Source organism: Bacillus xiamenensis, assembly GCF_000300535.1.
In the GTDB taxonomy this organism is placed as follows: domain Bacteria; phylum Bacillota; class Bacilli; order Bacillales; family Bacillaceae; genus Bacillus; species Bacillus xiamenensis.
In genome coordinates, this window is the sequence record NZ_AMSH01000028.1 from 20,077 (window position 1) to 43,147 (window position 23,071).

General features: G+C 41.4%; 26 protein-coding genes. 1 reads left to right on the forward strand and 25 read right to left on the reverse strand.

All coding sequences use genetic code 11. The annotated features are described in order from the left end of the window. Positions 1 to 31: 31 nt before the first annotated feature. Positions 32 to 268, forward strand: coding sequence for a DUF2627 domain-containing protein (locus BA1_RS10430; RefSeq protein WP_008358585.1), 237 nt, complete (start codon positions 32 to 34; stop codon positions 266 to 268). Between the two features lie 24 nt (positions 269 to 292). Here the strand turns inward: BA1_RS10430 and BA1_RS10435 are convergent, their stop codons facing one another. From BA1_RS10435 to BA1_RS10560, 25 genes are all read right to left on the reverse strand, one after another. After that, a complete protein-coding gene (locus tag BA1_RS10435) occupies positions 293 to 1,045 on the reverse strand; it encodes a glycerophosphodiester phosphodiesterase (RefSeq protein ID WP_008358587.1) in 753 nt (250 codons plus the stop codon). Positions 1,046 to 1,271: 226 nt separating this feature from the next. Continuing rightward, positions 1,272 to 2,372 carry a Rap family tetratricopeptide repeat protein gene (locus tag BA1_RS10440; RefSeq protein WP_008358589.1) on the reverse strand — a complete coding sequence of 367 codons (1,101 nt, stop codon included), beginning with the start codon at positions 2,370 to 2,372 and terminating at the stop codon, positions 1,272 to 1,274. A 456-nt stretch (positions 2,373 to 2,828) separates the two neighbouring features. Continuing rightward, complete coding sequence (gene spo0A, locus BA1_RS10450; protein ID WP_008358592.1) at positions 2,829 to 3,632, reverse strand: sporulation transcription factor Spo0A; 804 nt, start codon at positions 3,630 to 3,632, stop codon at positions 2,829 to 2,831. 284 nt (positions 3,633 to 3,916) lie between these two features. Beyond that, a complete protein-coding gene (spoIVB, locus tag BA1_RS10455) occupies positions 3,917 to 5,194 on the reverse strand; it encodes a SpoIVB peptidase (RefSeq protein WP_008358594.1) in 1,278 nt (425 codons plus the stop codon). 198 nt (positions 5,195 to 5,392) lie between these two features. Then, positions 5,393 to 7,126, reverse strand: coding sequence for a DNA repair protein RecN (gene recN, locus BA1_RS10460; RefSeq protein ID WP_008358596.1), 1,734 nt, complete (start codon positions 7,124 to 7,126; stop codon positions 5,393 to 5,395). Between the two features lie 34 nt (positions 7,127 to 7,160). After that, the gene (gene ahrC / locus BA1_RS10465; protein ID WP_008358598.1) at positions 7,161 to 7,610 is read right to left on the reverse strand and encodes a transcriptional regulator AhrC/ArgR; all 450 of its coding nucleotides are present in this window, start codon (positions 7,608 to 7,610) and stop codon (positions 7,161 to 7,163) included. Between the two features lie 321 nt (positions 7,611 to 7,931). Continuing rightward, the gene (locus BA1_RS10470) at positions 7,932 to 8,786 is read right to left on the reverse strand and encodes a TlyA family RNA methyltransferase (RefSeq protein WP_008358601.1); all 855 of its coding nucleotides are present in this window, start codon (positions 8,784 to 8,786) and stop codon (positions 7,932 to 7,934) included. Further along, entirely contained in the window at positions 8,783 to 10,684 is a 1,902-nt protein-coding gene (gene dxs / locus BA1_RS10475; RefSeq protein ID WP_008358603.1) for a 1-deoxy-D-xylulose-5-phosphate synthase, read from the reverse strand. Before dxs ends, BA1_RS10470 begins: the two co-directional genes overlap by 4 nt. Before the next feature lie 151 nt (positions 10,685 to 10,835). Then, positions 10,836 to 11,732: a polyprenyl synthetase family protein gene (locus BA1_RS10480; protein WP_193352007.1), complete on the reverse strand. Its 897-nt coding sequence runs from the start codon at positions 11,730 to 11,732 to the stop codon at positions 10,836 to 10,838. Then, the gene (locus BA1_RS10485) at positions 11,716 to 11,976 is read right to left on the reverse strand and encodes an exodeoxyribonuclease VII small subunit (protein WP_003215880.1); all 261 of its coding nucleotides are present in this window, start codon (positions 11,974 to 11,976) and stop codon (positions 11,716 to 11,718) included. The genes BA1_RS10480 and BA1_RS10485 overlap by 17 nt, the downstream gene beginning before the upstream one ends. After that, positions 11,973 to 13,319, reverse strand: a complete 1,347-nt coding sequence (gene xseA, locus BA1_RS10490; protein WP_008358608.1) for an exodeoxyribonuclease VII large subunit — start codon at positions 13,317 to 13,319, stop codon at positions 11,973 to 11,975. Before xseA ends, BA1_RS10485 begins: the two co-directional genes overlap by 4 nt. 70 nt (positions 13,320 to 13,389) lie before the next feature. Next, positions 13,390 to 14,241 (reverse strand): bifunctional methylenetetrahydrofolate dehydrogenase/methenyltetrahydrofolate cyclohydrolase FolD, encoded by an 852-nt coding sequence (gene folD, locus BA1_RS10495; protein ID WP_008358610.1) that lies wholly within the window; start codon positions 14,239 to 14,241, stop codon positions 13,390 to 13,392. Positions 14,242 to 14,252: 11 nt separating this feature from the next. Continuing rightward, entirely contained in the window at positions 14,253 to 14,645 is a 393-nt protein-coding gene (gene nusB / locus BA1_RS10500) for a transcription antitermination factor NusB (RefSeq protein ID WP_008358612.1), read from the reverse strand. A 209-nt stretch (positions 14,646 to 14,854) separates the two neighbouring features. Then, on the reverse strand, positions 14,855 to 15,262 hold the full coding sequence (locus BA1_RS10505; protein WP_008358614.1) for an Asp23/Gls24 family envelope stress response protein: 408 nt from the start codon (positions 15,260 to 15,262) through the stop codon (positions 14,855 to 14,857). A gap of 25 nt (positions 15,263 to 15,287) precedes the next feature. Beyond that, the gene (accC, locus tag BA1_RS10510; RefSeq protein ID WP_008358616.1) at positions 15,288 to 16,637 is read right to left on the reverse strand and encodes an acetyl-CoA carboxylase biotin carboxylase subunit; all 1,350 of its coding nucleotides are present in this window, start codon (positions 16,635 to 16,637) and stop codon (positions 15,288 to 15,290) included. Between the two features lie 11 nt (positions 16,638 to 16,648). Next, positions 16,649 to 17,131, reverse strand: coding sequence for an acetyl-CoA carboxylase biotin carboxyl carrier protein (gene accB / locus BA1_RS10515; RefSeq protein ID WP_008358617.1), 483 nt, complete (start codon positions 17,129 to 17,131; stop codon positions 16,649 to 16,651). Positions 17,132 to 17,324: 193 nt separating this feature from the next. Continuing rightward, positions 17,325 to 17,945 carry a SpoIIIAH-like family protein gene (locus BA1_RS10520; protein WP_008358619.1) on the reverse strand — a complete coding sequence of 207 codons (621 nt, stop codon included), beginning with the start codon at positions 17,943 to 17,945 and terminating at the stop codon, positions 17,325 to 17,327. Further along, positions 17,945 to 18,616 (reverse strand): stage III sporulation protein AG, encoded by a 672-nt coding sequence (spoIIIAG, locus tag BA1_RS10525; RefSeq protein WP_008358621.1) that lies wholly within the window; start codon positions 18,614 to 18,616, stop codon positions 17,945 to 17,947. Before spoIIIAG ends, BA1_RS10520 begins: the two co-directional genes overlap by 1 nt. Next, positions 18,609 to 19,241, reverse strand: coding sequence for a stage III sporulation protein AF (gene spoIIIAF, locus BA1_RS10530; RefSeq protein ID WP_008358623.1), 633 nt, complete (start codon positions 19,239 to 19,241; stop codon positions 18,609 to 18,611). Before spoIIIAF ends, spoIIIAG begins: the two co-directional genes overlap by 8 nt. A 14-nt stretch (positions 19,242 to 19,255) precedes the next feature. Beyond that, positions 19,256 to 20,437 (reverse strand): stage III sporulation protein AE, encoded by a 1,182-nt coding sequence (gene spoIIIAE / locus BA1_RS10535; protein WP_420196200.1) that lies wholly within the window; start codon positions 20,435 to 20,437, stop codon positions 19,256 to 19,258. 31 nt (positions 20,438 to 20,468) lie between these two features. Beyond that, positions 20,469 to 20,882, reverse strand: coding sequence for a stage III sporulation protein AD (gene spoIIIAD, locus BA1_RS10540; RefSeq protein WP_087978339.1), 414 nt, complete (start codon positions 20,880 to 20,882; stop codon positions 20,469 to 20,471). After that, positions 20,879 to 21,085 carry a stage III sporulation protein AC gene (spoIIIAC, locus tag BA1_RS10545; protein ID WP_003153142.1) on the reverse strand — a complete coding sequence of 69 codons (207 nt, stop codon included), beginning with the start codon at positions 21,083 to 21,085 and terminating at the stop codon, positions 20,879 to 20,881. The genes spoIIIAD and spoIIIAC overlap by 4 nt, the downstream gene beginning before the upstream one ends. Before the next feature lie 19 nt (positions 21,086 to 21,104). Continuing rightward, positions 21,105 to 21,620: a stage III sporulation protein SpoIIIAB gene (gene spoIIIAB / locus BA1_RS10550; RefSeq protein ID WP_008358628.1), complete on the reverse strand. Its 516-nt coding sequence runs from the start codon at positions 21,618 to 21,620 to the stop codon at positions 21,105 to 21,107. Further along, positions 21,614 to 22,537, reverse strand: a complete 924-nt coding sequence (gene spoIIIAA / locus BA1_RS10555; RefSeq protein ID WP_034739100.1) for a stage III sporulation protein AA — start codon at positions 22,535 to 22,537, stop codon at positions 21,614 to 21,616. The genes spoIIIAB and spoIIIAA overlap by 7 nt, the downstream gene beginning before the upstream one ends. Before the next feature lie 65 nt (positions 22,538 to 22,602). After that, positions 22,603 to 22,887: a YqhV family protein gene (locus tag BA1_RS10560; RefSeq protein WP_008358631.1), complete on the reverse strand. Its 285-nt coding sequence runs from the start codon at positions 22,885 to 22,887 to the stop codon at positions 22,603 to 22,605. Positions 22,888 to 23,071: the final 184 nt, after the last annotated feature.

Below are 23,071 nucleotides of genomic sequence, written 5' to 3' on the forward strand. Positions count from 1 at the left end.
TGGAAGTAAATGACGTTTAAGGGGACATTTGATGGGGAGAATCCTAGCATTAGTGATTATATTAATACCTGGCGCCTTTGCAGCACTTGGAATTAAGCTGCTGCGCGACACTATTTTCGGCATCATCATTGCACCATTTCCATATTTATGGCTGCAAGGAATTGCAGGGTTGTTTTTTTTAGGGGCAGGTCTTTATGTTGTCGCTGGATTTATTTTATATAGAGACCGCAAACGAAATAAAGTAACCACTCGTTTTAAACAAAGATGAGCATTAAAAGAGCCCTGCTATTGATTAGCAGGGTTTTTCGTCATTTCTTCTCTTATGTATGCTCACCGCTCGGTCAGGAAAATCAGTGAAAATGCCATCGACACCTAATGAGAACATGTTTCGTATTTGCTTTTCACTATTTACAGTAAACGGTCTGATCACTTGATGGGTGGCATGGAGCGCCGATACGACCTCTTTTGTCACCCCAGCGCCCTTGATATTCGGATGGTACCCTTTTGCCGGTATTGTTTTTAAATACATCTCCGGCTGATGAATGACATCCATCGTGAGGACAGCCAGTTCAATGTGCGGCATCAGCTTGTGAAAAAGAGCTAAGCTACCATGATGAAATGATGAGACCAGCACCCGGTCCTCAATCTGAAAGTGCTCAATTTGCTCTTTTACCTTTTCTTCGATCCCTGGATAGCGATAAATGGAGTTTTTCAGTTCAATATTGATCATAAAAGATGATCGCTGCGTGACTAGCTCTAACACTTCCTCTAAAAGGGGGATCTGCACCGCACCTGTTTCTTCATAAAAAGAATGACTCGCGTCCCCTCTTTTTAACTCCTCATATGTATAGTCTTTCACTAAGCCTTTCATATTCGTTGTTCGGTTTAGCTTCTCATCGTGAATGACCGCCAGTCTGCCGTCTTTGGTCAGCTGAACATCAAGCTCAATCCCGTCAGCTCCAGAATGGAGTGCATGTTCAAAGGCGATCATGGTGTTTTCAGGATACATTCCTTTAAAGCCTCTGTGTGCAAAAATTTTCGTCATATGCCACCTCTAAATATGATGATTACCTTCATTATGACGTGTCTATTTCCGTTTTTCCAGTCTGAGCACATAAAAAAACCTCTTCTGATAAGAGAGAAGAGGTTAACAGGTCAATTCGATCACGTAATCGCTCTGATGGCTTGCTCTGTCGTCTCTGCGTCAAGAGCAAAAAGGGAAGAAACAACTGCGAATGCTGTAACGATTGTTACACCTAACAACAACTTTTTCATAAGATAACCTCCACTTTCTTTTGAAGTATTTGTGCATCGAATTTCTTTTCAAGAAAACGAATGGCATTTTGATAATCGTTTCGTTCCTTGAAGTATTTCGATATTTGTTCAGACAAATCCTCAAGCTCCACATATAATCTATTTTTTTCTATGTAGTCTAGTTTTTCAGAGAATACGTCTGCTGCTCCACTATTTTCGCACATCAAATCTAAAATTTCAAATTTTACTATATATTCATTATTTTGGATATCGCAACTGTACTGAATACCCTCTTTAATATATTCTTTCGCCTCAGGATCATCTAGATGAACTAGGGCATTCGCCAAAACATATAAAGATTGGATGTAATAATGGCGATTGTCACGGTGAATTTGAATGCTCATCCCTTTTTTGGCGTACTGCGCACTTTTTTCATAATCGGGTTTTGCATAATAAAGAACCGCTAAATTGTGATAGCACTTTCCAATCAGCACTTCATTGTTAATGCGCTTACTTTTCTCAAGTGCCTCTTGATACTTTTCTTCTGCTTCATCAAATTGAAATAAATCAATACAATTGCTTGCATGTAAAATTAAGCTATCAATCGCCTGCGATGTGTACTCCTCATGCGCTTTGAACGTATCAATGGCTTTTTTTATATGATTAATGGAAATGAAATTCTGCTTAAGTTCATAATAGATCGAAGCGACTTTATGGTGAAAAGTTCCTACTTCCAGATCTTCATTCACCCGTTTTAGGCGCTGCTCTGCAATTTTGTAAAAGCTAATCGCTTCATCATACTTTTTCACATACGCGGCATACTGTCCTTTGTAAAAGTAAAAATAAAAATTAATAATGTCATCTGCTTTTTCATCCAGCGTTCCGACACTTTTTATAATATGATTGGCTTTTTCAATATTTCCAAGTAACATTTCATGTCTGCCGTCGACAAGCTGATAATAAAGGAGAACTTCGCGATCTTCATCTGTGTTTTTTAGCAAATTCTGAATTTTCTCTTTATAGACAACAGATTTCTCCAGATCATTTTGAGAAATGACCCTCGTCCACTTGCTAATTTCGTTCGCAACCTCAGCAGAGTGGATTTTCAGCTTTCCCATAACCTCACCCTCTTCTTTTCATTATTATAGCATAGTAAAAGAATGTGAAAATTATTAAATTCGACAATGGGAATATTCAGTTCAAAAGGCACAATCTCTAAGAAGCCAGTGACTTTAAAACGCCAATCAATCAGGTCAATAGAAATAGAACTTTCGATCTTATTTGTTTTATTTACCAATTGCATAAGACCTTTTGCTCTCATCCTTTTTCTTACGAATAAGCGTTTTCTTCTTCTATTTTGGTGTTAAGCCAATTGATTGGCGTAGCTGATTACCACTACTTTATGTCATATTGATTTCTTTCATGCTTTATTTTTCATTTTATTCTGAAAATAAAGCTGCCCGTTTGTCCAATTTAAACATAAGATGATTTTATCAATTTAACCATTTTTTGACAATGTTTTTTAAAAATAAAAAAACGCCTCAATGAAGAAACGTTTTTTCATGTTCATATATTTAGCTAGCTCTATGCTCTAAACGCAGACGATCAGCCACCATAGCAATAAATTCTGAATTGGTCGGTTTGGCTTTTGACATACTGACTGTGTAACCAAAGAGTGAGGAAATGGAATCAATGTTCCCTCTGCTCCAAGCAACTTCAATGGCATGACGAATGGCTCGTTCTACTCTGCTGGCTGTCGTGTTAAATTTCTTCGCAATGTCTGGATACAATACTTTTGTGATACTGCCGAGAAGTTCAATGTCATTGTACACCATCGAAATGGCTTCTCTTAAGTATAAATATCCTTTAATATGAGCTGGCACGCCAATTTCATGAATAATCGTCGTAATGCTCGCATCTAAGTTTTTACGTTTAGGTTCAGGTTTGTTACGAAGGACACTGTTTTGGATAGAAGAAGATCGATGGGTGATTTGTGTGCCGTTTCCACTGACTTGACGAATATGACCTACTAAGTTTTCCATATCAAATGGCTTTAAAATGAAATAGGATGCGCCTAAATCGACTGCTTTTTTCGTTACATCTTCTTGCCCAAACGCCGTTAGCATAATCACACTTGGCTGCTTGGTCATATCAGTGTTTTCACGAAGTCGTTCCAGTACAGCAAGACCGTCTAAATGAGGCATGATAATATCTAAGAGAAGAACGTCCGGCTCTTTATCTTTAAATAATGTCAGACACTCCTGACCATTATATGCCACGCCAAGTACTTCCATATCTTCCTGTCCCTCAATATACTCTGTCAAAAGGCCAACAAGTTCTCGATTGTCATCAGCTACACACACTTTAATTTTCTCCACGTTCTTTCCTCCCCAATGTCGATTCCTTTAGTCTTTTGCATTTCTCTTCTGAGTGTTCAATTCGACAAAACCATGCTATCCCCTTTAAAAAACTTTCATTTTCCGAATAATAGAGCATTATCTAGCTTTTTCTACGTTTTTCTTAATGAATCGACGATTATCGCAATTTGACAACATGCTGTTTTCCATTTTGTCGAAAAATCTCTTTTTCCTTATTTTATAACATGCGGAAAGAGAAAGAAAGGGGAGAAAAAAACTGCCGAAAAATTCACGGCAGTTTTTGATCAGCTTGCTTTTTTGTTTTTCTGATATAGGTCAATTCCTGCTTCTGACAGCATCCACTCGATGTGTACGCCATACCCGCTTGTCGGGTCATTGACGAAGACGTGAGTGACCGCTCCAATGACTTTGCCATTTTGAATAATAGGGCTTCCGCTCATTCCTTGAACAATGCCGCCCGTTTTGCTTAATAAACGTTCATCCGTTACTTTCAGCACCATTCCTTTTGTTGCCGGAAATTTTTGTGGTGTTGTGCTGACGATTTTAATATCAAACTTCTCCACTTTATCATGGTCCACAACGGTTAGTATTTCTGCTGGTCCTTCTTTTACTTCATTCGATAAAGCGACTGGGAGTGGTTGATCTGCTACATGATTTTCGAGCTTTTCGGTTAACGTACCAAATATACCGAAAGGACTGTTGCGAGAAATATCACCTATTGTTTTTCGCTCGGAAGAAAATCTGGCCAATTTTTCTCCAGGATTGCCTCCTGTGCCTTTTTCAATGGATGTTACGGTTGATCTGACAATTTCACCATTGTCGACGACGATTGGTTTTTTTGTATCCATATCAGAAATCACATGCCCTAGGGCACCATATTTTTTAGAAGATGGTTCATAGAAGGTCATGGTTCCAATTCCTGCTGCGGAATCACGAATGTAAAGACCGATTCGATAGGTGCCTTCACTTGCATCTTTCGCGGGTATTAATGTTGTTTGAAAGGTTTTATGATCTCTTTTGATGAGTAAATGAAGGGTTTCTCCCGTTTTCCCGGCTTTCTGGATAAATGGGGTAAGATCATTCATTTTCTCCATCTTTTGACCATTGATTTCAATGATCATATCCCCTGATTGAATGCCTGCGGCTTCACCTGGTGATTTTTTGCCGTCTGCTGTTGTGATTTGATGAAAACCGACAACGAGAACTCCGACAGAGTGGAGCTTGACACCAATGGATTGTCCTCCAGGAATGACTTTTAATTCAGGGAGAACGTCAACTTTTGTTTTCTTAATAGGAAATCCTTTAAAATCATAAACAATTTCGGCTTTTCCCGCCTTTTGTCCTGTTACTTCAAATTGATTCTGTTTGTCTGAAAGACTAAAGGCTGGTGAAGAAGCATTGGCTGATGCTTCAATTGATGTTTCAATCGAATGCTTCTCGTTTTCAAATACTGCGACATTTGTTGGAATGCTGATATAGTCCTTCACTATGCTCATAAACCCTGTACTTATTAAAGAAACAAGGAGAATAACACCAATGGCTTTTCTCATCTTTTCGGGCATTCATTTTTCACTCTCCTCGCTCCTTACCCACACCAGAACATAAATGTTTTGGCTACACCTTTACTTTTGCCTTCTTAGCGAGGATTTATAACCGGCAGCTGTAGAAAATGATTGGATAAATTGATAAAAGAAAAAGACGATTCCATGCGTATATACAGTGAATTTCAGACAACATAAAAAAGGCAGCTGATTTTTCAGCTACCCTGTCGTTTTGACATCATTTGCTTGATGCAATAATTCTTTTGCATGCTGTTTTGTCAGCTCTGTGACTTCTACGCCTGCAATCATTCGGCCAATTTCACTCACTTTTTCTTCATTACTTAATGGTTTGACACTCGTCAGTGTTCTGCCAGCTTTAGAGCGTTTAGAAATGAAGAGGTGAGTGTCAGCCATTGCTGCTACTTGCGGCAGATGCGTAATGCATAGGACTTGTGAGCCTGCCGCTACTTTATAAATTTTTTCAGCAATCGCCTGTGCGACTCTGCCGCTGACGCCTGTATCCACTTCATCAAAGATAATGGATGTCACTTCTTGTTTGGCGGAGAAAATACTCTTCACCGCCAGCATGACACGTGAAATTTCTCCTCCAGATGCTACTTTTGACAAAGACTTCATCGGTTCGCCAGGATTAGTAGAAATGACAAATTGCGCTTGATCTATTCCGTTTCTCCCGAGCTGAACGGGCTTTCCATCTAAAAGCGGGCAATCCGTACTGCCAAATGGCGCATATCGAACGGAAAAGGCCGTATCAAAGGACGATTTCTTCATATATAAATCCTTCAATTCAGCTTGAATTTGCTTCGCTAGTTTTTTTGCCCATTTTTTGCGAAGCTCGGAAACGTTAAGCGCTTCAAGCAATGCATCTCGGCTTAACGCATCAAGCTTGTCTTTGAGTGTTTGCAGGTGGCTGTCTCGATGTTGAATTTGATCTATTTCCTCTTCAATCTTAGCCGCATACTCTAAAATTTCCTCTACCGTTGTGCCGTATTTTCGCTTCAGCTGTTTCATCTCATTTAGCCTGGACTCAATAAAATCAAGACGAGCTGGGTCGAATTCTAACTGATCGAGCATACTGCGCATTTGAAAAGTCGAATCCTCTAATAGGTAATAGGAGTTCGAGACTTGTTCAGAGAGCTGTTTTAAATCTTCATTGATGTCAGAAACTTGCTCAAGCTCGCTTGAGGCCATTCCAACCCAATCAAGCCCTCCTTGCTCATTGCGCAAGGCATTATATGCATTTTGCAGCGAGGAGTAGATCTTTTCGAAATTGCTGATTTGATGACGTTCCTCTTGAAGCTTCTCATCTTCCCCAGGCTCTAATTGTGCCGCTTCAATCTCTTCCAGCTGAAATTGCAATAAGTCTAAACGGTGTACCATCTCTTGCTCATTTTCAGACAGCTGTTTGAGCTTTTGGGCCGTCTTCATATATTGATCATACGCTTCTTGATATTGCATGAGAGCAGGTGCAATTTCTTCTGCCCCAAATTGATCGAGCAGATGCAGATGATTTTCATCCTCCATCAATAGCTGATTATCATGCTGTCCATGTATATCGAGCAACAGCCGGCCAATTTCTCGCAGAAGAGAGATGGTGACAAGCTTACCATTAATGCGGCAGATGCTTTTCCCGCTTTGATTGATATCCCGGCGAAGAATCATCATTTCATCCGATGCGTCAATCCCCTGCTCTTCGCATAAAGCAAACACAGGATGATCTGCTGGTACAAGAAAAAGCCCTTCCAGCTCTGCTTTTTTTTCACCGTAGCGGACAAATTCAGATGATCCTCTTCCCCCTACAAGAAGTGAGACAGCATCAATCATAATTGATTTTCCGGCACCTGTTTCCCCGGTTAGAACTGTGAGTCCTTTTTCAAATGAAACCGTTAACTCTTCAATGATTGCAAAGTTTTTAATGGTTAGTTCTGCTAACACTCATTTGACACCTCTTTTTGTAAACCTGATCTCTTTATAGAAGCTCTAAAATTTTGGCCGAAACTGTATCCGTATCATCTGGCGTGCGGCAAATGATTAAAATGGTATCATCCCCGCAAATGGTTCCCATAATTTCTTCCCAATCTAAATTATCCATTAAAGCACCAATGGCCTGAGCATTCCCCGGCATGGTTTTTAAAACAATTAAATGACTGGCAGCATCCATTTTAATAAATGCATCCATCAAAGCACGCTTTAATTTTGACAGCGGGTTAAACCGCTGATCCGCAGGTAGGCTGTATTTATACGTTCCGTTGTTCGTTGGCACTTTCACTAAATGCAATTCTTTAATATCCCTTGATACGGTCGCCTGTGTAATGTTATATCCATCGGCTTTCAAAATATCGACTAATTCATCTTGTGTTTCGATCTCTTGGCTTGCAATGATTTCTCTAATCTTAATATGCCTTTGACCTTTATTCATTTTGACCCCCCTAGTAGGCGTTTCATTCTCAGTTTGTCTTTACGTTCTATGTTATATGATGCACACTTCAAAAAACAAGCATTACGTGAGAAACTGTCGATTCTCGTCTTTTGTCTATATAAAAAGGAATAATGCGTGCCGGTGCTCAACCGGTGCTCACGAATGTTAAATTCGCTCCGGTACTCGTCCTTCCTAGGGCTGCAAAGGTTTTCAGGTCACGCTGAAAAGAAGACAAAGGGCTAAAATAAAGTTCATTTTAGCCCTTTGTCAACAATCTAAAAGGAATAATAGCGAGCTATTATTCCTTTCATTTCAATGATCTCATGTGTCAGCCGGCTCAGGACTGTTTTTCTTTTCTTTCAATACGGAATGGGCTTCCTTGACGACTTTCTCAAGCGCAGAAACTGGAAGGGCCGTATTTTCCTCTTGATTAGGACGAAGCACCAAGTGAAGCAGGAATTCAATATTTCCGTCACCGCCCGTAATGGGTGAAAATGATACATCCTTTACATCATAGCCTTCTTTTGCAGCAAATTGATTCATTTCTTCTAATACTCCGAGGTGTACAGAAGGTTCACGCACAATGCCTTTTTTTCCAACAAGCTCTCGGCCAGCTTCAAATTGAGGCTTGACGAGGGCAATACAGTCACCGCCTGGCACAAGAATATGCTTAAGTGCCGGGAGAATGAGTTTGAGCGAAATAAACGAGACATCTATGGAAGCAACCTCTGGCAATCCTTCGGTAAAATCAGCTGGAACAGAATGGCGGAAATTGGTGCGTTCCATCACGATCACTCGATCATCCTGCCTTAATTTCCAAGCGAGCTGATTGTAGCCAACATCAACAGCATAGGATTTGACCGCTCCATTTTGGAGTGCACAGTCTGTAAATCCTCCTGTTGATGAGCCGATATCAATCAGCAGTTTTCCTTTAACTGTTAAGTCAAATTCTTTTAGTGCTTTTTCAAGCTTTAACCCGCCGCGGCTTACATATTTTAAAGGATTCCCCTTTACAGTCAGCGGGGTATCACGAGCGATTTTTTCTCCTGGTTTATCCAAACGGTTTTCATTTGAGTAAACGATCCCTGCCATAATGGCACGCTTTGCTTTCTCTCTCGTTTCCATTAGCCCTTGTTCGACTAATAAAACGTCAAGTCGTTCTTTCTTTGATGTCATGATCCAATTCCTTTTCTTGGTGCTGCAGGAAGCAGGTCACGTAAAGTTTCAGCCACCTGTGTTTTCGTCAGTCCAATTTCTTCAAGAAGCGCATCGACACTTCCATGCTCAATAAATTCATCTGGAATGCCCATACGTTCTACTTTTATATGTGACGTTTTTTTATCGTGTATATATTCTAATACGCTGCTGCCAAATCCACCTTGGAGCACAGCTTCTTCAATCGTTAAAATTGGAATGCCTTCAGACAGTATTTCATTTAACATTCCTTCATCCAGCGGCTTAATAAAACGAGCATTGACGACACGAATTGATTTTCCTTCTTTTTGGAGTTCTTCTGCTGCTTGCAGCGCCATTTTAATGGTAGTACCGAATGTTAAAATAACGGCATCTTTCCCTGGACGAAGAACTTCCCATGAACCAATTGGAATGGTTTTCAGCTGTTCATCCATTTTGACGCCTAGTCCATTTCCACGCGGGAAGCGCATGGCAATCGGACCGTCATTATATTGAATGGCTGTGTTGACCATGTGCTGTCCTTCATTTTCATCCTTTGGCATCATGAGAACCATATTCGGCATATGGCGCATGAAAGCAATGTCAAACACACCTTGATGCGTTTCTCCATCAGCTCCGACAAGACCCGCACGATCAATACCAATAAACACATTGAGGTTTTGACGGCAAATATCATGAAGCACTTGGTCATAGGCTCTTTGAAGGAAGGTCGAATAAATGGCCAAAAATGGCTTCATATTCTGAGTTGCAAGCCCTGCTGCCATTGTTGCGGCATGCTGCTCTGCAATCCCTACATCAAACATTCGCTCTGGAAATTCCTTTGCAAACCCTTCAAGCTTTGAGCCAACAGGCATCGCAGGTGTAATTGCGACAATCCGTTCGTCTTCCCTCGCCAGCTTTCTGACGGTTTCACTCACGAGCCCACTCCATGACGGTGCGGCCGCTGCCGGTTTCACAAAATCGCCTGTATCAATTTTGTATGGACCTGTGCCGTGCCAAGTACCGATTTTATCAGATTCTGCCGGCTTATAGCCTTTTCCTTTTTTCGTGATGACATGAAGGAGAACAGGGCCTTTTGTTTTCTTTGCGTATTCAAGGTTTTCAAAAAGGTCCTCATAGGAATGTCCGTCTACAGGGCCTAAGTACGTAAAGCCCATTTCCTCAAAGAACATACCAGAGACAAGCAAATATTTCAGGCTGTCTTTAATACGTTCTGCTGTTGCAGCAAGTTTTCCGCCTACTGCTGGAATACGCTTGAATAAGTATTCAAGCTCGTCCTTCACCCATTGGTATTTGCCAGCTGTACGCAGTCTGCCAAGCATGGTATGAATGGCACCGACGTTTGGCGCAATACTCATTTCATTGTCATTTAAGATGACAATCATGTCTTTCTTTTCATCACCGATATGGTTCAGTGCTTCAAGCGCCATACCGCCGGTTAATGCACCATCTCCGATAATCGGGAGAATATATTCATCTGTTCCTTTAATATCACGTGCTACCGCCATACCCATCGCGCCAGATAATGAGGTTGAACTGTGCCCAGTCTCCCACACATCATGTTCACTTTCATTTCGTTTAGGAAAACCGCAGAGCCCTTTATATTGACGAAGTGTATCAAACTCAGCACCACGTCCAGTTAACAGCTTGTGAACGTAAGATTGATGTCCAACATCCCAAAGGAATTTGTCTTTCGGGCTGTCAAATACTTTATGAAGTGCAACAGTCAGTTCAACGACACCAAGATTTGGACCGATGTGCCCGCCAGAGTTCGCTAACGACTCAATTAAAAACGTGCGAATTTCAGCACTAAGCTCCTCTAATTCTGCATTTGACATTCCTTTTAGAAACGTTGGATTTTTTATTGATAAAAGATCCAATCAGGATCAACTCGCTTTCAACAAAATTTCTATCTACATATATAATGCCTCATTCCTGTGAAAACCAATTCAGGAATAAGAGTTGTCTCACCACGATAAACTGTTTACAGTTTACCACAATTGCTCGAAGCCCCTCAAATCTAGGCTGTTTTTAATGATCTCTTGAGGCAATCAGATCGCATAAATCATGCAGCAAGTGCTGCTCTAAATCAAGATTTGAGACAATTTCTTTCGCACGAGTGATATGTTCATCAAGTTTTTCTTTCGCTCCTGAAAGCGTTAATAAAGAAGGATATGTCGACTTTTCATTTGCTGTATCGGAGCCGACCCGTTTTCCTATTTTTTCTTCGCTTCCTTCGAGATCTAAAATATCATCTCGAATTTGAAAAGCAATGCCAATGTGGTAGCTGAATTCTCTCAGCTTTTCGATATCATCATTAGATGCACCTGCCAGCATTGCGCCAGCTGCCACACTAAAGGTCAAAAGCTTTCCAGTTTTACGGGCATGTATTGATTCTAGTTCAGAAAGAGGGATCTGCTTTTGTTCTGCTTCCATATCATCAAATTGCCCGCCAACCATTCCAAGTGCACCTGCTGATTTTACAAGTTCATCGATGATTTTGAGCTTTTGCTCAGCTGGTACACGATCCGATAATTGCGATGTGATGAGGCGGAAGCTTTCCGTTAAAAGCGCATCACCTGCAAGAACCGCAGTTGCCTCTCCATATACTTTATGGTTGGTCGGCTTTCCTCTGCGCAGGTCATCATCATCCATGCAAGGAAGATCGTCATGAATCAATGAATACGTATGAATCATTTCCACCGCACAGCCCACTGGTATGCCGTCTTCTTCCCTTTTTCCATAAGCATTTAAAAGAGCAAGGACAAGAACAGGGCGAAGTCTTTTCCCCCCTGCTTTAAGAGAATAAAGCATCGAAGCTTTCAAGTCCTCTGGAATAGTTAATTCCTGAACATATGTAAATAAATAATCTTCAATTACCTGTTTTCTTGTTGTCAAAAATTCAGTTAAGTTACTTGTCACCAGCATCTGCCTCCTTCACTGAAAAAGGAGCCAGTTCACCGTCCTCTTTTAAAATGAAATCCATTTGCTTTTCAACGTGCTGTAATTTCTCATGACAAAGCTTTGAAAGTGTCATCCCCTCTTGGAAATAGTGGATGGCTTGCTCAAGCGGTACATCTCCTTCTTCAAGCTTCCCAACAATCTCTTCTAAACCTTTCATCGCCTCTTCAAATGTCATTTGTTCTTCTTTTTGTTTATTTGATTCTGTCATGATGATTGCTCCTCCTTCTCAATGACCTCACAAATGAGACGTCCATCCTTCATTGTGATGGCCAGCTGATCCTTCGTTTCTACTTGATTCACACTTTTAACCAGTTCATCTTCTTTATAGGCTAAACTATAGCCTCTTTCCATCACTTGAAGTGGATTTAATGCATTTAGTTTACCAAGAACCGATTGGAACTGCGAATGAATTGTTTTCATTTGCACATTCATGCTTCGGATGAGCTGTTCTGTTTGATTGACATGCCGTTTTTTCGCCTGAAGCAGCTGCTCTTTTGGATGAAGCGGTTTAAGTCTATAGATCTCACGCTCGAGTTGACTCCGTTTTTGTTCCATTTGTCTCGTCAGCTGTTTTTGAAAACGATCAAATACCATATCGAATTGCTGCTCTTTTTGCTCTTGTAATCGCTTTGGAAAACGGAAAGCATAAGAGGATTGAAGTGCCACAAGACGGTCTTTTGCTTGTGACGTTCGATTTTTTACTGCTCTTGTTAACCGAATGTCGATTGATTTGATTCGTTCCATTAAGTCAGCGGTGCTTGGAACAGCTAGTTCGGCTGCTCCTGTTGGTGTGGGTGCTCTCATGTCTGCAGTGAAATCACTAATCGTAAAGTCGGTTTCGTGCCCAACTGCAGAAATGATTGGAATGTCTGATGCGAAGATCGCTCTTGCGACTGCTTCTTCATTAAAGGCCCAAAGTTCTTCAATCGATCCTCCGCCTCTTCCGACAATCAAGACATCACAAAGCTGTTTTTCATTGGCTTCTTTAATCCGTTCCACAATCGAACGCGGAGCATTTTCTCCTTGGACTAATGCCGGTAGCACAATGATCTTGGCCTGCTGATAGCGCCGGTTGATGGTTGTAATAACATCTCGAACAGCGGCTCCTGTTGGGGATGTAATGACACCAACGACCTCCGGATACTCAGGAATTGTTTTTTTGTAGCGCGCATCAAATAAGCCTTCACTGGCTAGCTTTTTCTTCAGCTCTTCGTAAGCAAGATGAAGAGCACCAACACCATCAGGCTGCATTTCTTTTGCATATAATTGATAGCTTCCGCTCGGTTCGTAGACTTGAATTCCGCCACGCACGAACACTTTCATTCCGCTCTTTGGTGAAAAGGGCAGCTTGGACGCAGAACGCTGGAACATGACAGCTTGCATACGTGCATGTTCGTCTTTTAAGGTGAAGTAAACGTGACCTCTTGAATGAATCTTCACATTTGATAACTCACCTTTGATCCAAATATCTTCTAAATGAGGGTCAACATCAAATTTTCTTTTTATGTATTTTGTAAGGGCTGTGACCGTCACAAAGGCTTTTTCACTCATGACGTATTCCTCCTCTTCAAAAACGCACATTCATCCACCGGCAGCACGCAGGTGGATGAATGGATCAAGCTTATGATAATGTACGTTTTGCTGATTTAACCGTATTGTGTGCAAGCATCGTAATCGTCATTGGACCAACTCCGCCAGGGACTGGTGTGATGTAAGAAGCTTTTTCTTTTGCTGCTTCAAAGTCAACGTCCCCTACAAGTTTCCCTGTTTCTAGACGATTGACTCCTACATCAATGACAATAGCGCCTTCTTTAATTTGGTCAGCTTTAATAAAGTTTGCTCGACCGACGGCAACAACTAAAATGTCCGCTTTTAACGTATGTTCTGAAATGTTCGCCGTTTTGGAGTGACAGTATGTGACAGTTGCATTTTCGTTTAACAGCAATTGTCCAACTGGTTTGCCGACAATATTGCTTCGTCCCACAACCACTACTTCTTTTCCAGAAAGATTGACACCGGTTTTGTTCAGCAATTCAACAATACCTGCTGGTGTACATGGAAGGAATGTGTCTTCACCAAGCAGCATCTTCCCAATATTCAGCGGATGAAAACCATCTACATCTTTCTCTGGTGAGATACGTTCAATGACGGCTTTTTCAGAAATATGTTTTGGCAGTGGAAGCTGAACAAGAATCCCGTGGAATTGATCGTTCGCATTGTACTGATCGATTAGCTGAAGCAATTCTTCTTCTGTTAAAGAAGCATCTAAATGATCAAGCTGAAAATGCATGCCCATGGCTTCAGCTGCTTTTTTCTTCCCGCGCACATAAGAAAGTGAGGCCGGATCATCACCGATTAGAATAACGGCAAGACCAGGTGTGACTCCTTTTTGTTTTAGCTCTTCTACTTCTTTTGCTAATTGTTCACGCTTTTCTTTTGCTGTTTCTTTTCCATCGATGATTGTTGCGGTCATGTCGAATCCTCCTATTGCTTTAGGTCGTTTTTAATGTTTGAAAGTACGCCATTTACAAATTTCGGTGCTTTATCATCACCAAACACTTTAGCCAGTTCAATGGCTTCATTCATTGAAACACTAACCGGGATGTCTTCTTGATATACCATTTCGTATACAGACAGCCTTAAAATGGCTCTGTCTACGTTCGCAATACGATCGAGTTTCCAATTCACAAGGTGCTGTGAAATCATGTCATCGAGCTTGTCCTTTTGTTCAAGCACACCGAAAACCAGTTCCTCGAAAAAAGGATCTGATTCTTGTTCATCCAGCGCATGTGTAATGGCCTCTTTCGGATCAATATTGCTGACATCAATTTGAAATAATGTTTGTAGCGCCTTTTCTCTTGCAGTTCTTCTTTTCATCATTTACTCCTTTAACCACTTTATCCGCTTGTCGTTAAGCCATACAGAGATCATAACATATTTTGAACGTGGTCGCACCAAGATCCATGCGAGCTACGGCGAAAAACGAATAAATCAAAGCGTGACGTAATCATTATTCGGAACTCACCCAAAAATGGGCTTTAAAAAACCAAAGAGGCGATGCCTCCTTGGTTTCACTTCAACCCTTTTTACATTTCTTGATCTACTTCAGCCTCAGGTGCTTTTGTATCAAATTGAATGCCCACCACATGAATGTTGATTTCATTAATCGTTAAGGCGGTCATGTTTAAAAGGGTTTGACGGATATTTTCTTGAACAGCGGTGGATACCTTTGGAATGGACAGGCCAAACTCAACCACACAATACACATCAATTGTGATGACTTCATCAGAGACATCTACTTTTACACCTTTACGGTGATTTTTCTTACCAAAGCGTTCTGCCACATCAGCAGCGAAGTTGCCGCGCATTTCCGCAATTCCCTCAACCTCTGAAGCAGCAATCCCAGCGATGACTTCAATCACTTCTGGCGCAATTTGCACTTTTCCCAATTGATCTTCATCAAGGTTCATTTCAAGCAAATTGTTTTCTGACACGATCATTCACCTCCGAAAGCTGTTATTATTTCATAATTTGATACGTTTCTAAAAACTTCGTATTAAAATTACCGCTCACAAATGTTTCATGCTCAAGCAATCTAAGGTGGAATGGAATGGTTGTGTAGACTCCTTCAATGACGAATTCTTGAAGCGCACGTTTCATTTTTGCAATCGCTTCTTCTCTCGTCTTACCATATGTGATGACTTTTGCAATCATACTATCGTAATATGGCGGAATCACATAACCCGGATAAGCAGCAGAATCAACACGTACACCTAGTCCGCCTGGCGGAAGATACATTTTAATTTCACCTGCAGAAGGCATGAAGTTTTTCTCTGGGTTCTCTGCATTAATACGGCATTCGATTGCCCAGCCTTCATATACGACATCCTCTTGAGTAAGAGAAAGCTTTTCACCTGATGCAACCATGATCTGTTCTTTGATCAAGTCAACACCTGTGACCATTTCCGTAACAGGATGCTCTACTTGGATACGGGTATTCATTTCCATGAAGTAAAATTTCTCTTCATTATAATCATAAATGAATTCGACCGTTCCAGCCCCTGTGTATTCAACAGCTTCTGCTGCTTTCACAGCTGCTTCTCCCATTTGCTCACGAATATCTGCATTCAGTGCTGGTGATGGTGTTTCTTCAAGAAGCTTCTGCATTCTTCTTTGAATGGAGCAATCACGCTCACCTAAATGAATCGTATTCCCATGCTGATCAGCAAGCACCTGGATTTCCACGTGTCTAAAGTCTTCAATGAATTTCTCCAAATAAACACCTGGGTTACCAAAGTTCTGCGCTGCTTCTTGCTGCGTGATTTTGACACCGTTGATGAGCTCTTCTTCTGTACGAGCTACACGAATACCTTTACCGCCGCCGCCTGCAGTTGCTTTGATAATAACAGGATACCCAATACTTGCTGCGGTTGAAACGGCATCATCAAGGTCTTTTACAATTCCTTGAGAACCAGGGACAATTGGTACGCCTGCCTGCTTCATTGTTTCTCTTGCCACATCTTTTGTTCCCATTTTGGAAATCGCTGATGCAGTTGGTCCAACAAAAATGACATTACATTCTTCGCAAAGCTCTGCAAAATCTGCATTTTCAGCAAGGAATCCGTATCCTGGATGAATGGCATCTGTACCTGTCAGCTTTGCAACACTGACAATATTTGTCACATTTAAATAACTATCTTTTGAAGCAGTCGGTCCGATGCAATATGCTTCATCAGCCATTTGAACATGCAGCGCATCTCGATCCGCTTCAGAAAATACCGCAACGGTTTCAATTCCAAGCTCTTTACAAGCGCGGATGATTCTAACTGCGATTTCTCCTCTGTTTGCAATTAATAGCTTTTTAATCATGATCGTACTCCTTACTCTGCTTTCACTAGAAAGAGGGGTTGTCCGAATTCTACAAGCTGACCGTTTTCAGCTAATACTTCGACGATTTCACCTTTTACTTCTGCTTCGATTTCATTAAACAGTTTCATCGCTTCAACGATACATACAACTGAGTCTTCCTTCACCTTAGAACCTGTTGTCACGTAAGGATCTGCTTCTGGTGAAGAAGAAGCATAAAATGTGCCAACCATTGGGGATGTGATTTTATGCAGATTTTCAGACGCAACTGCCTCTTGTGCAGGGACTTCGGTCTGAGCTGGAGCTTGTGCTTTCGGAGCTTGTTGAGCTGGAGCTGCTTGGACAGGAGCCACTGGTGCTTGTGCCGCAACTTGCTGAACGACTTCTTTATTTTTTTTCAGTTTGATTGTTGCACCTTCATTTTCGTACGTAAATTCATCAATTGTAGATTCGTCAATTAATTTAATCAGTTCATGAATTTCTTCAATTTTTAACATGGATTTGCACCCCTATGTATGGATTTATCTTTTTTTATAGGCTAGTACTAAAACTACATACTATAACCATCTTACAGGAGGATTTCGTTGAATTCAACTACTATTGTGATGAAACGCTCCATTCAGGCATCTTAAAAAGGCCGCCAAACCGCATAAAAAACGCCCTTTTCAGCAAAGGGCGCTGGTTCATTTTTTATTGATTCGATGGCTCAAAAGTGACGGCTACGTTATCAAGCCCCCTCATTTCCTTTGTGACCAAATCAATAATATCTGCTGCTTGGGACTTTGATTTTTTATCAGAACGAACCGTGATGCTCACTTTATCGCCTTCAGCACTCACAAGAGCATCTTTATATCCTTTTGTTTTAATTAATGTCTCCAGCTGACGCTCTGTTCCTTCTGCCTCACTAAGAGCTGTCATTTGATCATACGCTTCACTTTTTTCTTGCGCTGTTGCATCATCACTAGACACGATTTCGTTAAATTCTTCGCGCTGCTTGCTGCGCTTATCTTCTAGTTCTAGTCTGTATGTTGTGAAAAGCTCATCGTCTGTCTGCTCTGAAACAGCCTTTCCTTCTTCACCACTTGTTTCAACATCTTCTTGTTTGGCATTTGTTTCTTTGTCAGTTGACTTGTCACCTGCGCCTTTTTCCGTTCCTTTTTCTGTTTCAGTCTTTTTCTCTTCCATTCCTTTTGATTTCGTATCTTCTACTGTCACTGCATTCTCACCTTGTGGGGACATGATATAGTACACACTTAATACGACAACTAAACTTAGCATCGTTAATAGCCAAACCGTTTGTTTTTTTAACATCATTCCGAATCCTCCTTGATTTTTTTAGGGGCAACAGCCACTCTATGGCTCGGTACATCAAGCACTCGTGTAACCGCTTCAATGATGGTTTTCTTTATTTGAACGTTGTCTACTCCTTGAGCAACAACGAGAACACCTCGAATTTCAGGCTTTTTCGTTTGGACAACAACAGGTGTTTCTTCATTGCCGTTTTTGATGATGACGATCTCTTCTTCCTTTGTTTGATCCGTCACACTTCGCACGCCGCCTTCTTTATCTGTTTCCTCTGTCGTTGTGCTTTTATTGGATTTGTTTTTTTCAAAAACTTTTAAAGACGTCGCATCTACATTGACCACAATGGACACATCTTCAACACCAATGATCGTCTCTAAAATTTCTTTCAACTGATTTTCGTACTCTTGCTCAACATCCTCAATTGAGTTTTTCTCCTTGCTTGACGACGCTGGTTTGAACACCGTCTGCTCCTCTGAAGATGTTTTTTTAGATGCTGGAACAGCAGCCTGTTGTTTGCTTGATGGTGGTGAGAGAATCTGGCTGACTAACATGAACGACACGCCGATAATGAATACAAGCAGCAAGTAATGATGCTTCGTTAATTTTGGTTTTCCTTCACCTTTTTCAGGTGGTTGGAACAATGATTTCAGCTTTTGTTTCCAGTCCTTGTTATTCATGATCTGCTGCGTCACCTCCCTCAATGTTCAGCGCAATATGTTCAGGACTTGTATTCCATACATCCGCAAGCGTCTCTTTTACTCTCGCCATCTCTTTTGGTGACGATCCAGCGCTTTCCTCCTTTTGCCTGGAGAGATCAATGTCGACCTTTGCCACCGTTTCTACAGCATCACCTGTGAGCGGGGAGAGGACTGCTTTGATGCGGAATTGATCTACCTCCATGTTCTGATCAAGGTGCTCTTCATCTGCCAACACTTCTACGTGTTTCATTTCATAGCTCTCCTTCTCCAGTGGCTCTTTTGCGCTTTTTTCTAGTTGGACAGCCATTTGCTTTAAAATATATGCACGCTGTGAGGCTTGTATTTCTTTTTTTTCTAAATTCATCTGATTTTTTATTTCTTCTGATTGCGCTTCTTCCTTTCCCTTCATTAATTCCGAGAAAATTTGGTCAGGATTGGCACGAAATAAAGCAAAGATCGGATTAAGCATCACAACGATCAGCAGTAGGCTGACGACCATTTTTGCATATTTCTGCATGCTTGAATTAGGAAGCAAAAGATCAATCACAATAGCAAATAAAATAAATAGGATAATACTTGTGATCCATTCTGTGAGAAAACTCAAAAGGTGCCCCCTCCTTACTTCATCATCATTGTGAGATTGCCAGCTGTAATGATGACGGTAATACTTAAAAAGAACATCAGTGACACAACAGCTAGTGCAGCAAATATATACAGAACACTCTTTGAAATGACATCAAGACAGCTTATAATCGGTCCGCCCCCTAAAGGCTGAAGAATGGCGGCGGCAAGCTTATAAATAAGGGCGAGCGACAGCACCTTAATCGCCGGAAAAGCCGCAATTGAGATCAATATGGCGACACCAACAAGGCCAACCGTATTTTTAAGAAGCACTGAGGCGCTGATGACGGTATCTGTCGCATCTGTAAACATCCGGCCGAGAACAGGAATGAAATTTCCTGTAATAAATTTGGCTGTCCGAAGCGCAATGCCGTCACTGACAGCAGCAGATGCTCCCTGGACGGAAATGACGCCGAGAAAAACGGTGAGAAAAACAGCAAGTCCGCCAATCGCCACATTTCTTAACAGCTGAGCCAGCTGGGTGACCTTGTATTGTTCCGTCAGCGTGCTGACAATGCTCAATATGGCGGATAAAAAGATGAGCGGAAGAACGACATACTGAATAAAAATGCCGCTCGTGTTCATTAAAAATAAAATCACAGGATGAAAGAATCCGGCAGAAACAATTCCGCCTGATGAAGCAATGAGCGCTAATAAAAGAGGAATAAGAGCAAGAATAAAACTGCTCATCGTTTGAATCGCTTCTGTTGCATAAGAAATGGCGACATGAAAACTGTTTAATGCAATAATGATGAGCACCATATAAACAAGAGCGTATGCGACTTTACTGACAGTGCTTTGCTCAAAAGCGTTTTGTAAAAGCTGCAAAAGCGAACAAAAGATGGTGAGTAAAATCAATGTGCCTAGAAGCTTTCCATTGGCAATGACCTCATGAAAAAGATAATGAACAAATGCCTTCAGCCACGTTTGGGGAGACAACTCTTTATCGCCATCAATCATTTCCTTCACTGTGCCTTTTTGGCTTTCAGGGAGAAAGCCGCCATACTCGTCCAATATGCTTTCCCAAAAGTCATTGATGGAATGAAGCTCTAATGCATCAGCCTGTCCACTCGCCGCTTCTTCTGCGGCCGGTTCTTCACTTGATAAAGGCTCATTTTCTTCTGCATTTGCATACGGAACCATCATCCAAAAGAACATGATAAGCCCCGCCACAGCCATCACCCGTTTCATTAACATCACCTCTTTTCAATCAAGTCATGGACGGGATCATGCCTAAAATGGTCTCAATGATGACCGTTAAAATCGGGACCGCCATGACCAAGATGAGAATCTTGCCGCCAAGCTCTATTTTCGAAGCAATGGCGCCTTGTCCTGCATCTTTTGTGAGCTGGGCGCCAAATTCTGCAATATAGGCAATTCCGATGATTTTCAAAATGGTTTCAACGTACTTCATATTGACACCGGCACTTGCCGCAATTTTTTCAATCATGGAGATAATGGCATAGATTTGATCGATTAAATAAAGAAAAATCACACACCCTGTAAACACAACAAGCATAAAGGCGAAGGTTGGCTTTTGTTCTTTGACGATTAAAGCTAGAAAAGTAGCAATTAAACCAAGGCCAACAATTTGAATGATTTCGATTTGTAAGCCCTCCCCTATCCTTGAAATAGAAATACGGCTTTAATCTTCTTAAACAAATCATCTACAATGGTTGCCACCATAAATAAAATGTAGATAAACCCAAGCAGTGTCACCCACTGAGCGTACTCTTTTTTCCCCATTTGATCCAAAATCGTATGAAGAAAGGCCACGACGATGCCTACTCCTGCGATTTGGAAAATGACGTTTACATCAACGCCCATGCTCTCGACTCCCTTCTTCTCACATCAATAACAGAATCAGTAGTAATCCACTTAAAAATCCAAGACTCCTCACCATTTTTTCATTTTTCGCTTGGGCAACTTCAGCTTCTTTCTCTTCTGATTCCAAATGACCTAACGCCAGCTTGATATATTTTTGCTGAGCAGTGACATCATGCTGACCAAGAGTTTCTCCAAAATGCTTCAGCGCTTCATATTCGCCTTTTTTCAAAACGGTCTTTTTCCAAACGTCCTCTAAACTTTCGTTCCATGCATGCCTTGCTGAAAAGGTGCCGGCTTTGAGTTTTTCTGCAAATTGTTCAAATAATCGATTCACAGGTGGCCCTACTTGCGATGCAATTTGATCAGCGGCTCTAGCTAAAGGTGTTTGACCATACATGATTTCAGCTTCAAGAGATTGGAGAGCAAACCGAAGCTGCCGAATTTGCTTAGGCCGGTCGCTGTATCGTTTGGCAAACTCAAATCCTCCCCAAGTCGTGGCCGCGACGATGAAAATAGCGCCAATGAGCTTTAGCATACGTCCACTCCCTGCCTATACTTCATCTCTTGTCCATCTTGGTCATACATCCGACCGATCGTGCCGGGACCATTTTTTCTATTTAATTCAACATACCGATCAAATACTCGAAACTGCCATAACGGCTCGAATGATGGCCGTTTATATAGGTCCTCCAGTGAATACCCATGAGCTGAGACGATAATGGTGACTCCAGCATGGATCGCTTCTAAAAGTGCCTGTACATCCTCACTTTTTCCGATTTCATCTACAATGATGACCTCTGGACTCATGGAACGGATCATCATCATTAACCCTTCAGCTTTTGGACACGCATCCAGTACATCAATCCGGTGTCCAAAAGAATGCTGCGGCACCCCTCTTATACAACCTGCGATTTCAGATCGTTCATCTACAATCCCTGTTTTTCTAGGAGAAATGGTTGTTGTTCCTGTACTGACAAGACGTGCTAGATCACGCAGCAATGTCGTTTTCCCGGTTTGCGGCGGACCTATAATCAGTGTGTTACACCAATGTTTTTCATATAAATAAGGGAGAAACGGCAAAGCAATTCCGATCTTCTCTTTTGCGATGCGAATATTAAATGAAGAAATATCTCTTAAGCCTTTGACGAATCCATTTTCGACGATGACCTTTCCAGCAAGCCCAACCCGATGTCCGCCAGATATGGTGATATAGCCCTGTTTTAACTCTTCCTCAAGTGTGTACATGCTGTAATTACTGAGCCTGCCTAATAGCTGAGCCGCATCTTCACCTGTTGTATGATAGGAAAGAAAGCGCGGTTTTCCTCCTTGCATCAATTCAACCGGACGATCTGTGCGAATGCGGATTTCTTCTATTTGCGCCCATTCTGCTTCTTTCAGCAGGCTGAGCTCTTGTCCAATCGAATGCGGGAGAATATCCAACAAACTCCGCAACGAATTCCCCTCCTTTTTTTCTTCTCTAAAATGTATGATGTGTGGCGTTAATTATGCCAAGCCATTCACTTATAAATCCCAACAAGAATAAACACGACACCCATGAAAATAAACACAAGCTTTGCATAGGATAACTGCCCTGCGATTTGATAGATTCCAATCGTCATGGTGATAATAAAAATGAGCGGCCCGATGATCGCTAGAATGCTATTGATGACAACCGCTTTACGTACATCATTTGTAAGTAAAATGAGGATGGCGGCCGTCAGTTCAATGGTCGCTGATAAAAATCTCATGCCTGCCATTGCAGCGACTGACGGGTGTATGCCCGGGAAAAGAAATTGTTTCATATAGAACCTCCAGCTTTTTTTACACTATATGCTTCACTAGCTGGAAGTAGTCTTGTTTTTCAGAAGGAAGAGAGATGAATGAGAGAATAGAGAGAGAAGTGTTTGGAGAGGCGTTATTTTTTCAATAAAAAAAGACTGTAAACTCGAGGTTTACAGTCTCAGATTGTTGACAAAGGGCTAAAAT

What these genes read in the sequence shown, in the direction of transcription:
- BA1_RS10560 (WP_008358631.1), bottom strand. Translation starts at nt 22,887, where the DNA reads ATGAAACAATTTCTTTTCCCGGGCATACACCCGTCAGTCGCTGCAATG.
- BA1_RS10480 (WP_193352007.1), bottom strand. Translation starts at nt 11,732, where the DNA reads ATGCTGGTGACAAGTAACTTAACTGAATTTTTGACAACAAGAAAACAG.
- BA1_RS10440 (WP_008358589.1), bottom strand. Translation starts at nt 2,372, where the DNA reads ATGGGAAAGCTGAAAATCCACTCTGCTGAGGTTGCGAACGAAATTAGC.
- spoIIIAE (WP_420196200.1), bottom strand. Translation starts at nt 20,437, where the DNA reads ATGGCTGTGGCGGGGCTTATCATGTTCTTTTGGATGATGGTTCCGTAT.
- ahrC (WP_008358598.1), bottom strand. Translation starts at nt 7,610, where the DNA reads ATGAATAAAGGTCAAAGGCATATTAAGATTAGAGAAATCATTGCAAGC.
- accB (WP_008358617.1), bottom strand. Translation starts at nt 17,131, where the DNA reads ATGTTAAAAATTGAAGAAATTCATGAACTGATTAAATTAATTGACGAA.
- BA1_RS10470 (WP_008358601.1), bottom strand. Translation starts at nt 8,786, where the DNA reads ATGACATCAAAGAAAGAACGACTTGACGTTTTATTAGTCGAACAAGGG.
- nusB (WP_008358612.1), bottom strand. Translation starts at nt 14,645, where the DNA reads ATGAAAAGAAGAACTGCAAGAGAAAAGGCGCTACAAACATTATTTCAA.
- spoIIIAC (WP_003153142.1), bottom strand. Translation starts at nt 21,085, where the DNA reads ATGGGCGTTGATGTAAACGTCATTTTCCAAATCGCAGGAGTAGGCATC.
- BA1_RS10485 (WP_003215880.1), bottom strand. Translation starts at nt 11,976, where the DNA reads ATGACAGAATCAAATAAACAAAAAGAAGAACAAATGACATTTGAAGAG.
- spoIIIAG (WP_008358621.1), bottom strand. Translation starts at nt 18,616, where the DNA reads ATGAATAACAAGGACTGGAAACAAAAGCTGAAATCATTGTTCCAACCA.
- spoIIIAB (WP_008358628.1), bottom strand. Translation starts at nt 21,620, where the DNA reads ATGCTAAAGCTCATTGGCGCTATTTTCATCGTCGCGGCCACGACTTGG.
- spoIVB (WP_008358594.1), bottom strand. Translation starts at nt 5,194, where the DNA reads ATGCCCGAAAAGATGAGAAAAGCCATTGGTGTTATTCTCCTTGTTTCT.
- accC (WP_008358616.1), bottom strand. Translation starts at nt 16,637, where the DNA reads ATGATTAAAAAGCTATTAATTGCAAACAGAGGAGAAATCGCAGTTAGA.
- BA1_RS10430 (WP_008358585.1), top strand. Translation starts at nt 32, where the DNA reads ATGGGGAGAATCCTAGCATTAGTGATTATATTAATACCTGGCGCCTTT.
- BA1_RS10435 (WP_008358587.1), bottom strand. Translation starts at nt 1,045, where the DNA reads ATGACGAAAATTTTTGCACACAGAGGCTTTAAAGGAATGTATCCTGAA.
- folD (WP_008358610.1), bottom strand. Translation starts at nt 14,241, where the DNA reads ATGACCGCAACAATCATCGATGGAAAAGAAACAGCAAAAGAAAAGCGT.
- BA1_RS10520 (WP_008358619.1), bottom strand. Translation starts at nt 17,945, where the DNA reads ATGTTAAAAAAACAAACGGTTTGGCTATTAACGATGCTAAGTTTAGTT.
- xseA (WP_008358608.1), bottom strand. Translation starts at nt 13,319, where the DNA reads ATGAGTGAAAAAGCCTTTGTGACGGTCACAGCCCTTACAAAATACATA.